The sequence below is a fragment of the Pseudomonas sp. Q1-7 genome (assembly GCF_028010285.1).
GTDB lineage: Bacteria > Pseudomonadota > Gammaproteobacteria > Pseudomonadales > Pseudomonadaceae > Metapseudomonas.
Genome location: NZ_CP116304.1, coordinates 1,844,349 through 1,857,469, shown reverse-complemented (window position 1 = coordinate 1,857,469; position 13,121 = coordinate 1,844,349). Strand labels below are relative to the sequence as shown.

At 67.6% G+C, this 13,121-nt stretch carries 12 protein-coding genes; all 12 read right to left on the bottom strand.

The window, feature by feature from the left end; all coding sequences use genetic code 11:
- Positions 1-33: 33 nt before the first annotated feature.
- A complete protein-coding gene (locus tag PJW05_RS08620; protein ID WP_271411294.1) occupies positions 34-1,755 on the bottom strand; it encodes a putative 2-aminoethylphosphonate ABC transporter permease subunit in 1,722 nt (573 codons plus the stop codon).
- Between the two features lies 1 nt (position 1,756).
- On the bottom strand, positions 1,757-2,818 hold the full coding sequence (locus PJW05_RS08615) for a putative 2-aminoethylphosphonate ABC transporter ATP-binding protein (RefSeq protein WP_271411293.1): 1,062 nt from the start codon (positions 2,816-2,818) through the stop codon (positions 1,757-1,759).
- 203 nt (positions 2,819-3,021) lie between these two features.
- The gene (locus PJW05_RS08610) at positions 3,022-3,882 is read right to left on the bottom strand and encodes a LysR family transcriptional regulator (RefSeq protein ID WP_271411292.1); all 861 of its coding nucleotides are present in this window, start codon (positions 3,880-3,882) and stop codon (positions 3,022-3,024) included.
- A gap of 182 nt (positions 3,883-4,064) precedes the next feature.
- Positions 4,065-5,105 (bottom strand): hypothetical protein, encoded by a 1,041-nt coding sequence (locus PJW05_RS08605; protein ID WP_271411291.1) that lies wholly within the window; start codon positions 5,103-5,105, stop codon positions 4,065-4,067.
- Positions 5,106-5,120: 15 nt separating this feature from the next.
- Positions 5,121-6,038, bottom strand: a complete 918-nt coding sequence (gene flgL / locus PJW05_RS08600; RefSeq protein WP_271411290.1) for a flagellar hook-associated protein FlgL — start codon at positions 6,036-6,038, stop codon at positions 5,121-5,123.
- Positions 6,039-6,064: 26 nt separating this feature from the next.
- Entirely contained in the window at positions 6,065-7,432 is a 1,368-nt protein-coding gene (flgK, locus tag PJW05_RS08595; protein ID WP_271411289.1) for a flagellar hook-associated protein FlgK, read from the bottom strand.
- The gene (locus PJW05_RS08590) at positions 7,429-8,430 is read right to left on the bottom strand and encodes a lytic transglycosylase domain-containing protein (protein ID WP_271411288.1); all 1,002 of its coding nucleotides are present in this window, start codon (positions 8,428-8,430) and stop codon (positions 7,429-7,431) included. Before PJW05_RS08590 ends, flgK begins: the two co-directional genes overlap by 4 nt.
- Positions 8,431-8,441: 11 nt before the next feature.
- Positions 8,442-9,524, bottom strand: coding sequence for a flagellar basal body P-ring protein FlgI (locus PJW05_RS08585; protein WP_271412191.1), 1,083 nt, complete (start codon positions 9,522-9,524; stop codon positions 8,442-8,444).
- Positions 9,525-9,559: 35 nt separating this feature from the next.
- On the bottom strand, positions 9,560-10,225 hold the full coding sequence (flgH, locus tag PJW05_RS08580; RefSeq protein WP_271411287.1) for a flagellar basal body L-ring protein FlgH: 666 nt from the start codon (positions 10,223-10,225) through the stop codon (positions 9,560-9,562).
- Positions 10,226-10,230: 5 nt separating this feature from the next.
- On the bottom strand, positions 10,231-11,016 hold the full coding sequence (flgG, locus tag PJW05_RS08575; protein ID WP_271411286.1) for a flagellar basal-body rod protein FlgG: 786 nt from the start codon (positions 11,014-11,016) through the stop codon (positions 10,231-10,233).
- A 136-nt stretch (positions 11,017-11,152) separates the two neighbouring features.
- A complete protein-coding gene (locus tag PJW05_RS08570) occupies positions 11,153-11,881 on the bottom strand; it encodes a flagellar basal body rod protein FlgF (protein WP_271411285.1) in 729 nt (242 codons plus the stop codon).
- A gap of 10 nt (positions 11,882-11,891) precedes the next feature.
- On the bottom strand, positions 11,892-13,079 hold the full coding sequence (gene flgE, locus PJW05_RS08565; protein WP_271411284.1) for a flagellar hook protein FlgE: 1,188 nt from the start codon (positions 13,077-13,079) through the stop codon (positions 11,892-11,894).
- Between the last annotated feature and the right edge of the window lie 42 nt (positions 13,080-13,121).

Sequence of the window (13,121 nt, the reverse complement as noted above, 5' to 3'; positions counted from 1 at the left end):
CCTTGTCGGGGTTGGCTTGCGGTTTGGGGTTGTTCAGGTGGTAGCCGGGGCACCGTTGCGCCAGGCCTGGGAGCGGCGCAGCAGGCCGCGCGAAGCCCAGGCCAGCAGCAGGGACACCGTGGCCGAGGTGAGCAGGATCAAGGTGGACATGGCCGCCGCGCCGCCGACGTTGCCGGCGTCGTCCATGTTCAGCACGGCCACGGCGGCGAGGATGCTGTCCGGGCTGTAGAGGAAGATGGCGGCGGACACCGTGGTCATGGCGGACACGAACAGGTAGCGGACGATATCCAGCAGCGCCGGCAGGCAGATCGGCACCGTCACCCGCAGGTAGTGGCGCCAGAGCGGGGCCTTGAGCGACAACGCGGCGGCCTCGAACTCGCCGTCCAGCTGGCGCAGGGCGGTGGTGGCGGTCATCTGCGCGGTGGTGAGGAAATGCGCGATGGAGCAGATCACCAGCAGGGTCATGCTGCCGTAGAGGACGTGCAGCGGGTTGCCCGGCAGGTTGAAGAAGAAGACGTAGCCGAGGCCGAGCACCAGGCCTGGCACGGCCATGGGCACGAAACTGAGCAGGCGCAGCGCCTGGTTCAAGCCTTTCCGGCCGCGGGTTTTCTCCATCAGGTAGGCGCCGGTGAAGATCAGCGCACTGCCGAAGAGCGCGGTGCAGGTGGCCAGGGTCAGGCTGTTGCGGTACGCCAGCCAGCCGCCGCCGGCGGTTTCCTCGAAGGCGTAGTGACGCAGGGACAGCGACAGGTTGTAGGGCCAGAACTTCACCAGGGACGAGTACACCGCCATGCCCAGCACCAGCAGGAGGATGGCGCAGATCACCAGCACCAGGACCAGGAAGCAGGCATCTCGGCCCTTCGACGGTGCCGGCTGGAAGACCTGGGCACGGCCGCTCATGGCTTCGCCCTGGCGGCGACGCAGCCAGGCGTCGACACCGAAACTGAGCAGCGCCGGCACCAGCAGCACCATGCCGATCAGCGCGCCACGGCCGAACTGCTGCTGGCCCACCACGGCCTTGTAGGCTTCCAGTGCCAGCACCTGGTAGTCGCCGCCGACCACCACGGGCACACCGAAGTCGGTGATGCACAGGGTGAACACCAGGCAGAAGGCGGCGAACACCGCCTGGCGGGTGGCCGGCCAGGTGATGCTGCGAAAGGCCTTCCAGGGGCCGGCGCCCATGCTGGCGGCGGCGTCGAACAGGCGCGCGTCGGCCATGCCCAGGGCCGAGAGCAGCACCATCAGCGCGTGGGGGAAGGTGTAGATGGCGTCGCCCAGGACGATGCCCCAGAAGCCGTAGATGTTGTCCGGCAGCCAATCGCGCAACAGCCCCTGGTTGCCGAACAGGTAGATCAGCGCGATGCCCGGCAGCATCGAGGGCGCCAGCAACGGCAGCAGGGAAATGCCGCGCCACAGGCCCTTGGCCGGGATCAGGGTGCGCTGCAGGGCGTAGGCGAACAGGTAGGCGCTGGGCACGACGATGGCCGCCACGCTGAGGGAAACCTTCAGGCTGTTGCCCAGCAGCCAGTGGAAGTTGGCGCTGGCGAACAGCTCGCGGGCGGCGACGAATCCACCGCCCTGCCCCGCCTCGCCACTGAAGCCGCGCCAGAAGATGGCCAGCAGCGGCAGCAGCACGGCCAAAGTCAGCAGGCCCAGCAGCAGGTACCTGCCGCCCTGGACGAAGAGGCGATCGCCCAGGTCGCTGCGCGGCGCGCCTTGGCCTTGGGCCTTGCCCAGCTTGATCACGGCATCCATTTCAGGCGAACACCTGCAGGCTGCGGGACGGCAGGGCCACCCAGATCTCCGGGCTGCCCAGGCGCGGCAGGCTTTCCGGGTCCAGTTCGGCCAGCAGCGGATGCCCAGGCAGTTGTTCCAGCTCGAAACTCATGCGGCAGCGGTTGCCGAGGAAGGTGATTTCCCGCACCTGGGCGCGGAAGCGGTTGTCCTGCTGCTCGGCGGGGTTGATGGCGATGGCCTCGGGGCGGCAGAACAGGCGGCCGCTGGCGGCGGTGCCGGCGGATTCCGGCAGGCGCAGGTCGAGGGCGCCGACGCGTGCGTGACCTTGGCTGCGGGATTCGAAGGGCAGCCAGTTGCCCTGGCCAACGAACTCGGCGACGAAGGGGGTGGCCGGCTGGCGGTAGATCTCCCGGGGCGTGCCGTACTGCTCCACGCGGCCCTGGTTCATCACCGCGATGCGGTCGGCCATCAGCATGGCCTCGTCCTGGTTGTGGGTGACCATCAGGGTGGTGATGCCCAGGCGCTTCTGCAGCTGACGCAGTTCGGTGCAGAGGTGTTCGCGGACGCGGGCGTCCAGGGCCGACATGGGTTCGTCCAGCAACAGCAGCGACGGGCTCGGCGCCAGGGCGCGGGCCAGCGCCACGCGCTGCTGCTGGCCGCCGGAGAGCTGACCGGGGAACTTCTTCTCGCTGCCGGCGAGGCCCACCAGCTCCAGCATCTCGGCCACCCGCGCGCGGGCCTGCTCGCGGCCGTTGCCGGCCAGGCCGTAGGCGATGTTCTGCTCGACGGTCAGGTTCGGGAACAGGGCGTAGGACTGGAACAGGATGCCGTAGTCACGGGCCTGGGGCGGCAGGCGGGAAATGTCGCGCTCGCCGATATGCAGGCTGCCGCCGTCCTGCTGCTCCAGTCCGGCGATGCAGCGCAGCAGCGTGGTCTTGCCGCAGCCGGAAGGCCCCAGCAGGCAGACCAGCTCGCCTTCGGCGATATCCAGGGATACGCCACCCAGGGCAGTGAAATGGCCGAAGCGCTTGTGGATATCACGCACCCGCATGTGGGGGGCGAGCTGGTCGGAATGGGGCATGGCGGTACCTCGTTGAGCGGTGGGCGCGCACAGGTGCACGACTCGACGAGGTTGATGCTAGGTAGCCAATGCGAAGGCTAGATGGCAGTCAGGCAAAGTACGCCGATAGTGGCATTGGCGGATTTGCGATGGGCGCCGAGCGCAGCGAGGCCCAACGTGCGGCGCTCCACCGGGTGGTGTTGGGCTTCGTGCCTCAGCCCAATCTACGTGGCGCCTTCCCGCGCCAGGGCCAGGAACGCCGCTGGCAGACGCGCCTGGCGGCGTTCCTTGAGGCAGTAGAGGTATTCGTCGATCCGCGCCGCGCCCTTGAGTTCGATCACGCGCAGGTCCGGGTTATCCGGCACTTCGTGGCGGGCGATGATGCTGATGCCGAGGTTGCGGATCACCGCTTCGCGGATGGACTCGCGGCTGCCGATCTCCAGCAGCGGGCCGATGGCGATGCCGGCGTCCTTGAGCATGGCCTCGGTGAGCTGGCGGGTGGTGGAGCCGGGTTCGCGCATCAGCAGGCAATGGCCCTTGAGGTCGGCCAGGGCGACGGACTTGCGCCGCGCCAGGGGGTGTTCGCGGTGTACGGCCAGCACCAGCGGGTCGCTGCCCAGCACCAGGCGGGTCAGGCGCGCATCGTCGAGCTTCTGCGAGGAGGCGGCGAGGTCGACGCGGTATTCCTCCAGGGCCTCGATCACCTGCTGGGAATTACCGATCTCCAGCGAGACATCGGTCTGCGGGAAACGGCCGCGAAAGGTGCGCACCAGGTCGAGGATGTAATAAGGGGCGGTGGCGCCGATGCGCAGGGCGCCCTGCATCTGCCCGCAATTGCGCAGAAAGAATTCGATATCGGCTTCCTGTTGCAGCAGCACCTTGACCATGGGCAGCAGCCGCGCGCCCTCCTCGCTCACCACCAGGCGGCGGCCGCCACGGTGGAACAGTTCGACGCCGTACTGGCCTTCGAGGTTGCGGATCTGCGTGGTCACCGTGGGCTGGCTGAGACCGAGCTTCTTCGCCGCCTGGGTGATGCTGCCCAGGCGGGCGACCATATAGAAGGCCTTGAGCTCGGCGCTGAGCATGGCGATGGACCTCGGAAAGCGGATGTGCGGGGCATTCTAGCCGCACGGCCGGGCGGACCCCAGCCCGGATGCAAGCCGCGTCCCCGGCATACCCCTCGCGGATTTCGTCCGGGCTGCCGGTGCGGGCGCGCGTGCTTTCGCGAAACCGGCCTGCGTGCTCCCCCTCGCGATGGAAAACCCCCTTACGACAGCAGGCTCACCACCGCATAGCGGCTCAGGTTGGCCTGGGCGACCACCGTCTGGGTGACGGCGCCGTAGCTGCTCGGGCTCTTGCGCATCAGGTTGAAGACGGCGGTGGCGAAGTTGTGCGCCCAGGTCTGCTCGTCTTCGTCGGACTGGCGGGCAAGGAACTCGCGAATGTCTTCCTGGCGGTTGCGGATCTGTTCGCGCAGGGACGACACCTTGTCCAGTGCGCTGACCACCTGGTCCAGCACCTGGCGCAATTCGCGCAGGGTGTCGCCCTTGAAGTCGGTGGGGAAGGCCTTGAGCCCCTCTTCCTGGCTGTCCAGCGGCGTGAAGCGGCCCTTGGCGAACAGTTTGTCCTCGCCCTGCACCTTGAGCTGGCCCTTGAGCGACTGCCAGTCGCCCTCCTGGGCGGAGAACTTCAGCGCGCCGTCCCGGTCCAGCTCGGCGCGGATGCCGGCCTGGCCGAGGGTGGCGTTGAAACGGCGCAGCACCTGCTCGGTACTCATGCCGTCGTCCAGCACCACCGCAACCGGCTCGCCAAGGCTGCGGCCGCCCGCGAACAGCAGGGTTTCCTTGCCGGAGCGCTGGATGGCCTCCACCGAGTCCAGGCCCTGCAGGCTGAAGCGGCTGCGCACCGGTTCGTGCAGGCGCAGCTTGAGGCTGGCGTCGAGGGCGTTGCCGGAACGCCGGGTGCGTTCCTCCAGCAGCGTGTTGACCTGCTGGGCGGCCTCGCGCACGGCCTGTTTGTCGCCGTTCTGCGGGTTGGCCAGCTCGCGGCCGATGTTCAGCTTGAGCTGGCCGAGGTGCTCGGCCAACTGGTCGAGGTAGCTTTCCGCCGTCTGCATGGACGACAGCTGCTGGTTCAGTTGCAGGTTGAAGCTGGCGTTCTTGTGCGGTCCGCGTTCGCCGCCGGTGGTTTCCGCGGCCCGCTTCTCGGCCTTGCGTCGCACGGCCGGCACCGCTTCCGGCAGCAGCGGCTGGCGACGCGCCTGGGCATCGGCGACGGCGACGGACGTGAGGGAATTCTCGACCTTCATCGGCGGGCTCCTGGCTTACAACAGGCCGAACAGCGACAGCTGGTTGATCTTCAGGTAGGTCTTCTGGGTCGCCTGCAGCGACAGCTGGTAGTTGTTCAGGTCGATCGCCGCGCCGGCGTAGTCCAGGCGCGCGAGTTCCCCTTCGGTCTTCTGATTGACCAGGGAGACCTCCTCGTTGCTGCCATTGAGCAGGCTCAGGGAATTCTGCCGACCACCCAGGTCGGTGATGGCCCCCAGCACGTTGCCATGTCCGGCATCGAGCTTGCCCAGGGCGTCGTCGATCCGCGCCTTGACCGTGGGATCGGTGATGTCCAGCGCCGGGTCCTTGAGCATCTGCACGATCTCGTGCAGGCCATTGAGGGCATCGACGCCAGGGCCGTAGACCGTGGCGGCGGTGACGTTCTCGTCCACCAGCACGCCGTTGGCCACCGCGGCCTGGCGATGCTTGTCGTTGCCGGTGAGGCCGTAGGTGCCGGTGACCGCATCGAAGGTCACGGCCGGGCGGTCGCTGAGGGTGCCGGAGAACAGGTAGCGGCCCTCCTCGTCGCGCACGTTGGCGAAACTGAGGATGGTCGACTCGATGACTTCGAGTTCGCTGGCCATCGCCGCCACGTCTTCCTCGGCATTGGCGCCGACGTTGGCGGCCCACAGCAGCAGGTCGCGGGCGCTGAGCATGGCATCCGAGGTGGCCGTGAGGTTGGCCTCCTGGGTGGAGAGGCTGCTGGACAGGTTGGCGATGTTCTTGCGGTACTGCTCCAGGCTTGCCTCTTCGCGCTGCACGCGCATGACCCGCACGCTGGCGATGGGGTCGTCGGACGGCAGCATCATGCGCTGTCCCGTGGCCATCTGTTGCATCAGCTTGCCGATTTGCGCCGAGCTGGCGCTCATCGAGTTGCTCATCAGCGCCGTGATCTGGGGGTTGGTGATCCGCATGGTTCCGCTCTCGGTAAGGGACGGCGTCAGAACGCCGCCAGCATGGCGTCGAAGAGTTCGTTGGCCGTGCTGATGACTTTCATGTTGGCCTGGTAGGCCTGCTGGTAGGTCATCAGGTTGACCCCCTCCTCATCCAGGCTGACGGCGCTGGTGCTGTCACGCTGGGCCTGGGCCTGCTCGACGACGGTGGTGGCGGACTTGAGGTCGGCCTGGTTCTGCCGGCTCGCGCTCGCCACCTGGCCGAGCAGCCCGGTGTAGGCGTCGTTGAGGCCCACCTGGCTGCCGTTGACGGTGACGGTCCGGGTACGCACGTCGAGCAACTGCAGCAGCACCTTGTTGTTGCCGCTCTCCCCCGTGGTGTCGGAGAAAGCCAGTTGCTCGGGCTTGAGGTTGTTCAGGCTGAGCAGCCGGGTGTTGCTGGTGGGGTCGTAGGTGAACAGCGGCTGGCCGGGGTTGCCGGCCAGGTCGAAACCGGTGACCAGGATGTCGTTGACCATCTGCGCCATCTGCCCGGCCATCTCGTGCAGGGCCTGCATCTTCGGCCGCAACTGGCCGAACTCGACGTCCTGGATGCCTCCGAGGGAGCCACCGATGCCACTCAGGTCGAGCGGGAACCGGGTGCCGGCGAAGGCCAGCTCCACAACCTGCTCGCCGGCGGCGTTGGTGGATACGCTCAATTGTGCCGCGGTGCTGCCGGCCACCAGCGGCTGGCCGCTGTCGAACGCCACGGTCAGGCCGCCATCGGCGGACTCGTTGACACGCACGCCGGCGTAGCGGCTGAGGTCCTTCACCAGGCTCTCGCGGTGGTCGCGCAGGGCGCTGGTGTCACCGCCGACGGACTGCGCCTCGACGATCTGGCGGTTCAGTTCGGCGATGTTGCGCGACAGCCCGTTCATTTCGTTGACCATGGTCTGGCGCTGCTCCTGCAGGGCCGAGAGCTGGGCATCGAGGTTGCTGGAAAGGCCGTTGAAACGCTGGGCGAGGTTGCCCGCCTCGGCGAGCACCTGCTGGCGCAGGGCGATGGAGCCAGGGGTGGGGCTGGCCTCGCTGAGGGCGGCGAAGAAGCGGTCGAGGCCGACGCTGATGCTGGACCCTTCGCCGCTCATCAGCCCTTCCAGGGCGGTGAGGTACTGCTGGGAGCCGCTGTAGTAGCTCTGTTCGGTGGTGGCGCGCCACAGCTGGCGGTTCTGGAAATCGTTGGCGATGCGGCGGATGCCGCTCACTTCCACGCCGCCGCCGACGTTGGGGCCGCCCTGCCCGCCGAGGGAGACCAGGTTCGGGGTGAGCCGGCTGAAACCCGGCGTATTGACGTTGGCAATGTTCTGCCCGGTCGTCGACAGGCCGATCTGCGCGGCGCGCAGGCCGCTGTAGGCAATCTGGCTCAATAGGCTCACGAGCGTTTCTCCTGGTTCTCGATCCTGATCGACTGGGCGAAGGCCGCGGAGCGGGCCTGGTGCGCGCTGGCCGACGGGATCTGCTGCTGGCCTGATTGCAAGGCGACCGGTTCGGCCGCCGGCTTAAATGCACCTTGTGCCGGGCCGGGTTGCGGCGCCGCAGCTTCCAGGTTGCGCAGGATGTTGCGGGTGTAGTCGCGGGTTTCCGGATAGGGAATCCGCTGGATCCAGTCGTCGATGCCGACCCGCCCGCTGCGCGGGTCGCCGTTGGCCTGCAGCCACTCGTCCACCTTGCCGGGGCCGGCGTTGTAGGCCGCCAGGGCGAGCACCCGGTTGCCGTCATAGCGATCGAGCATCTTGTTCAGGTAGGCGGTGCCCAACTGCCTGTTGTAGGCCGGGTCCCGGGTCAGGCGTTCCTCGCTGTAGTCCAGCCCCAGCTCGGCGGCCATTTCCCGCGCGGTGTCCGGCATCAGCTGCATCAGGCCACGGGCGCCCTTGGGCGACACCGCATCGGGATTGCCGCTGGATTCCTGGCTGATCAGGCTGTCGACCAGGGCGCGGAAGCCGGCGCTGCCCTGCTCCCAGGCGCTGGAGAGCAGTTCGCCGCCGCGATGCCAGGTGGCGCGCAGGGGCTCCAGGCTGGCCGCGCCGGCGCGGGGCAGCTCGCCGCCGGCGATGACGGTTTCCGCCAGGCCGGCGGCGGTCGGGTCGCCGGAGAGCTGCTTGACCAGCATGTCGGTAATGCCGGTCTGGCGCTTGCCGGCCAGGGTCTCGGCCAGCAGTTCGTCGTGGAAGTCGCGCAGGGTGTCCAGCTCGCGGCTGCGCATCGGGCTGCCGGCGGACAAGACGTCGCCGGCCTTGCGCATCTGCTTGAGGATCTGCTGCAGGAACAGCGCCTCGAATTGTTCGGACACGGCTTCCAGTTGCTCCCTTCGGCCGGCCGGGGTTTCGGCGCGACGCGGGGAGACGAAGGAGGTAGGCAGGGAAACGATGCTCATGGGAAACCGGCTCAGATGACGACGAGTTCGGCGTTCAGGGCGCCGGCCTGCTCCAGCGCCTGGAGGATGCTCATCACATCGTCCGGGGTGGCGCCCAGGCTGTTCACGGTATTGATGATGCTTTCCAGGCTGGAGCCCTCGGGCCACTTGAACATGGCGTTCTTGTCCTGGGTGACGGCCACGTCGGATTGCGGCGTGACCGCGGTCTGGCCGCGGGAGAAGGCGTTGGGCTGGCTGACCTGGGGGTTCTCGCTGATGGTCACGGTCAGGGTGCCGTGGGACACCGCCGCGGCCTTCACCCGCACGCCCTGCCCCACCACCACCGTACCGGTACGGCTGTTGAACACCACCTTGGGCCGGTTGCGGCCTTCGGCCACGTCCACCGACTCGAGCATGGCCATGAAGCTCATGCGCTGGGTGCTGGTGAGCGGCGCGCGGAGCGACACCTTGGTGGCATTGAGCGCGGTGGCGGTGCCGGAGCCGAAGCGCGCGTTGACCGCGTCGACCACCCGGCTGACGGTCTGGAAGCTCGGCTGGCGCATGTTGAGGATCACCTCGGGGCGCTCGGTGAAGTCGCTGGGGATGGTCCGTTCCACGGTGGCGCCGTTGGCGATCAGGCCGGTGGTGGCGCTGTTGATGGCGACGCTGGAGCCGCTCTGGCCCTCGGCCTTGAGGCCGCCCACCACCAGGTTGCCCTGGGCCAGGGCATAGACCTCGCCGTCCACGCCCTGCAGCGGGGTCATCAGCAGCAGGCCGCCGCGCAGGCTCTTGGCGTCGCCCAGGGACGACACGGTGACGTCCACCGTCTGCCCCGGCCCGTAGTTCGGCGGCACGCTGGCGGTGACGCTGACGGCGGCGACGTTCTTCAGCTTGGGGTCGACGTTGGGCGGCAGGTTCACACCGAACTGCTTGAGCATGTTGGTCACCGACTGGCTGGTGAACTTCACCTGGTTCTTGTCGCCGGTGCCATCCAGGCCCACCACCAGGCCGTAGCCGATCAGCTGGTTACCGCGCACGCCCTCGACATCCACCAGGTCCATCAGCGGCACCGCCGACAGGGTCGGATGCCAGAGCAGGGCGAGGCCGGCCAGCATCAGTTGCAGGGATTTGCGCACGAAGGACTCCAGGCTCACATCGGGAACAGCGGATGGGTGAAGAAGCGCGTCAGCCAGCCGGCCGAGTTGCTGTCGTTGAGCACGCCGCGCCCGGCATAGGAAATGCGCGCGTTGGCCACGTTCTGCGAGGACACCTGATTGGCGCGGTTGATGTCGTCGATGCGCACCAGGCCGGTCAGGCGGATGAACTCGTCGCCCTGGTTCAGGCGCAGGGACTTCTCGCCCTTGACCAGCAGCACGCCACCCGGCAGCACCTTGTGTACGGTGACGGCAATGGAGCCCTGCAGGGTGTTCTGCTGGGAACTCTTCGCCGAGCCGTTGAAGTCGCGCTCGGCGCTGGCGGAGGTGTTCAGCCGGTCGTACTCGTGGTTGAGGATGGTCGGCACCGGCACATCGATGCTGGAGCTCTTGCCGAAGCTGGTGCCGGCACTCTTGCTCGACTGGGTGGATTCGTTCAGCACCACGGTGACGATGTCGCCCACGCCGATGGCGCGCTTGTCGCGGATCAGCGAACTGCTGTAGCCGGGACGGAACAGCCCGCCACGGGTGGTGGCGGGCAGGCTGTAGTCGAGTTCCGGCGGCTGGTAGGCCGAGGAGTCCTCGTCCGGGAGCAGTTCGTTGAAACTCTGGCAGCCGGCGAGCAGGGCCAGGGCGGCAACGAGGATCGGCGCGCGCATCATGGCACTCACACCGTCTGATTGAGGAACTGCTGCATCCCCGACGCGGCATCCAGCACTTTCGCGTTGGCCTCGTAGGCGCGCTGGATGGCGATCATGTTCACCATGGCCTCCACCACCTGCACGTTGGAGCCTTCCAGCACGCCCTGCTTGAGGGTGCCCAGGCCTTCCTCGCCCGGCGTGCCTTCCACCGGTTCGCCGCTGGCCACGCTCTCGCGGTAGAGGTTACCGCCCAGGGCCTCGAGGCCGGCCGGGTTGGTGAAGTTGACCAGGGTGATCTGGCCCAGCTCGGTGGGCTGGCTGTCGCCCGGCAGCACGGCGGTGACGATGCCGTCGCTGCCCACGGTGAACTTGCTGGACCCGTTGGGCACCTCGATGGCCGGGGTCAGCGGCAGGCCCTGGGCGTTCACCACCACGCCTTCGGCATTGAGCTGCAACTGGCCGTTCTCGGTGTAGAGGATGTCGCCGTTGGGCGCCTCCACCTGGAAGAAGCCACGACCGATGATGGCCAGGTCCATGGGCTGGTTGGTGGTTTGCATGTTGCCTTCGGTGAACACCTTCTGGGTGCCCACCACGCGCACGCCGCTGCCGAGCTGGATGCCGGACGGCACGGTGTTGACCTGGTCGGCCTGGGCGCCAGGCTGCAGCTCGACGGCGTAGAACAGGTCCTCGAAGACCACGCGATCGGACTTGAAACCGTTGGTGTTCACGTTGGCCAGGTTGTTGGCCACGGTGGACAGGGCGGTGTCCTGGGCGGCCAGGCCGGTCTTGCTGACCCAGAGTGCTGAACTCATTCCTTTTTCTCCCTATGAAAAGCGTTGCGAGCGAAGGCCAGGCAAGGCGGAATCGTCCGAAAAGGCACCGTTTACCAGCGGTAAGGGGGCGGTTTTCGGACGCTGCCAACGCCGCATGGCCGAGTGCGGTCGCTTTCTAGCTGCCACGGATCATTCGGTTGCCGGCGGAGGACAGGTCCTCGGCGGCTTTCATCATCTTCACCTGGGTCTCGAACAGGCGGTTCAGGCTCATGCTCGACACCAACTGATCGATGGCCGAGACGTTGCTCGACTCCAGGTGGCCGCTGACCAGCAGCGGGTTGTCCATGGCCGGCGCCGGGCGGCCGTTGCGCGCCACCAGCAGGCCGGCGGCGTTCTTGGTGAAGGCGCCGGCGGGCTGGTCGACCACCTTGATGCGGTCCACCTCGGCCATCAGGAAGTCACCGCGCGGCATCACCGACACCGTGCCGTCCGAACCGATGCTCACGGCGTCGTACTCGGGCAGCACGATCGGACCGCCCTCCCCCAGCACCGGCCGGCCGCCGATGGTCAGGCGCCGTTCGGCATCGATCTGCAGGTTGCCGCTGCGGGTGTAGGCCTCGCCTTCGCCGGTCTGCACGGCGACCAGGCCCGGGCCCTTTATGGCGAAGTCGAGGTCGCGGCCGGTGGCCATCAGGGTGCCGCTCTCCAGGCTGACGCCGTTGTCCTGCACGCGCACCAGGTGGCGGCTGTCGTAGCCGTAGCCCGGCACCGCGACTTCCGCGGCGCGCTCGAGGTCGGCGCGAAAGCCCGGCGTGTTGACGTTGGCCAGGTTGTTCGAGCGCACCTCCAGCGACATCATCGTGCGGCTGGCGGCGGCCATGGCGGTGTATCCCAGGCGATCCATGTCAGGTTCCTCAGATGGCGCCGAACAGGACCTGGGTCAGTTCCTTGTCCGTAGTCATGACCTTGGTGTTGGCCTGGTAGTTGCGCTGGCCTTCCATCAGGCTCACCAGTTGCTGGGTGAGGTCGACGTTGGAGTTTTCCAGGCTGCCGGCGGACAGGGAGCCGAAGGCGCCGATACCGGCGACGCCGATCAGCGGGCCACCGGATTCGGCGGTCTCGCTCCAGGCCGTGCCGCTCTGGTTGGCCAGGCCGCCGGCGTTGGCGAAGTTGGCCAGCACCACCTGGCCCTGCAGCAGGCGCTCGCCGTTGCTGTAGTTGACGAAGACGCGGCCGTCCTTCTCCACCATCAGGCCGGTCTGCTCGCCGGGCGGGTAGCCACTGGGGTTGTTGGTGGTGACGACGAAGTCGGAACCGTGCTGGCTGGTGCCGGTGTAGTCGAGGGCGATGTTCAGCGGGTCGACGCCCGGCAGCGCGGCGGTGAGGTTCACCGGCGCCATCGGCGCGGTCAACTGGCCGGCGGTGGAGAAGGTCAGCGCCTGGGGACCGCCCATGGCGGCGCCGTCCATGTAGTAGTGGGCGTCCCACTGGTTGGCGGCGGTCTTCACGAAGTACTGGGTCAGGGTGTGCTCGCGGCCCTGGGAGTCGTACACGCGGGTGGTGTAGGTGGAGTTGTAGGTGTTCAGGTTCTGCGGATCGAAGGGCACGACAGCGGGCACGTTCTCACTGGAATCCAGGTTGGCGACGAACGCGAGCTTGTCGGTGGCCCGGGCCGGCAGGTTGGCGTTCTTGATCTGCAGGTCGCTCATGGTGCCCACCAGCAGGTTGCCGGCGGCGTCGGTCGGGTAGCCCTGCAGGCGCATGCCGGAGCTGTTGACCAGGTAGTTGTCCTTGTCGGTGCCGAAGACCCCGGCGCGGGTGTAGAGCACGTCGCCGTTGCTGGCCTTGGTGACGAAGAAGCCGCCGCCGGAGATGGCCAGGTCCAGGTTGCGTCCGGTGGCCACCAGGGCGCCGCCCTGACTGATGCTCTGGGTGGTACCGATGACTTCCACGCCCATCGCCTGGCTGTCGGCGTAGACACTGCCGAATTCGGTGCGCGAGGACTTGAAGCCCACGGTGCCGGCGTTGGCGATGTTGTGGCTGATGGTGTTGAGTTGCTCGTTGACCGCGTTCAGACCGGTCAGGGCAATGTTGAAGCTCATGGGCCGAGGACCTCTTCCTGGAATGTGAAAACTGACGGGGCG

Bases quoted from the DNA above. Each gene is read 5' to 3' on its own strand.
- PJW05_RS08590 (WP_271411288.1), bottom strand. From the start codon at position 8,430: ATGAGCATCGTTTCCCTGCCTACCTCCTTCGTCTCCCCGCGTCGCGCC.
- flgE (WP_271411284.1), bottom strand. From the start codon at position 13,079: ATGAGCTTCAACATTGCCCTGACCGGTCTGAACGCGGTCAACGAGCAA.
- PJW05_RS08615 (WP_271411293.1), bottom strand. From the start codon at position 2,818: ATGCCCCATTCCGACCAGCTCGCCCCCCACATGCGGGTGCGTGATATC.
- flgL (WP_271411290.1), bottom strand. From the start codon at position 6,038: ATGCGGATCACCAACCCCCAGATCACGGCGCTGATGAGCAACTCGATG.
- PJW05_RS08605 (WP_271411291.1), bottom strand. From the start codon at position 5,105: ATGAAGGTCGAGAATTCCCTCACGTCCGTCGCCGTCGCCGATGCCCAG.
- PJW05_RS08570 (WP_271411285.1), bottom strand. From the start codon at position 11,881: ATGGATCGCCTGGGATACACCGCCATGGCCGCCGCCAGCCGCACGATG.
- PJW05_RS08585 (WP_271412191.1), bottom strand. From the start codon at position 9,524: ATGCTGGCCGGCCTCGCCCTGCTCTGGCATCCGACCCTGTCGGCGGTG.
- flgH (WP_271411287.1), bottom strand. From the start codon at position 10,225: ATGATGCGCGCGCCGATCCTCGTTGCCGCCCTGGCCCTGCTCGCCGGC.
- flgG (WP_271411286.1), bottom strand. From the start codon at position 11,016: ATGAGTTCAGCACTCTGGGTCAGCAAGACCGGCCTGGCCGCCCAGGAC.
- PJW05_RS08610 (WP_271411292.1), bottom strand. From the start codon at position 3,882: ATGCTCAGCGCCGAGCTCAAGGCCTTCTATATGGTCGCCCGCCTGGGC.
- PJW05_RS08620 (WP_271411294.1), bottom strand. From the start codon at position 1,755: ATGGATGCCGTGATCAAGCTGGGCAAGGCCCAAGGCCAAGGCGCGCCG.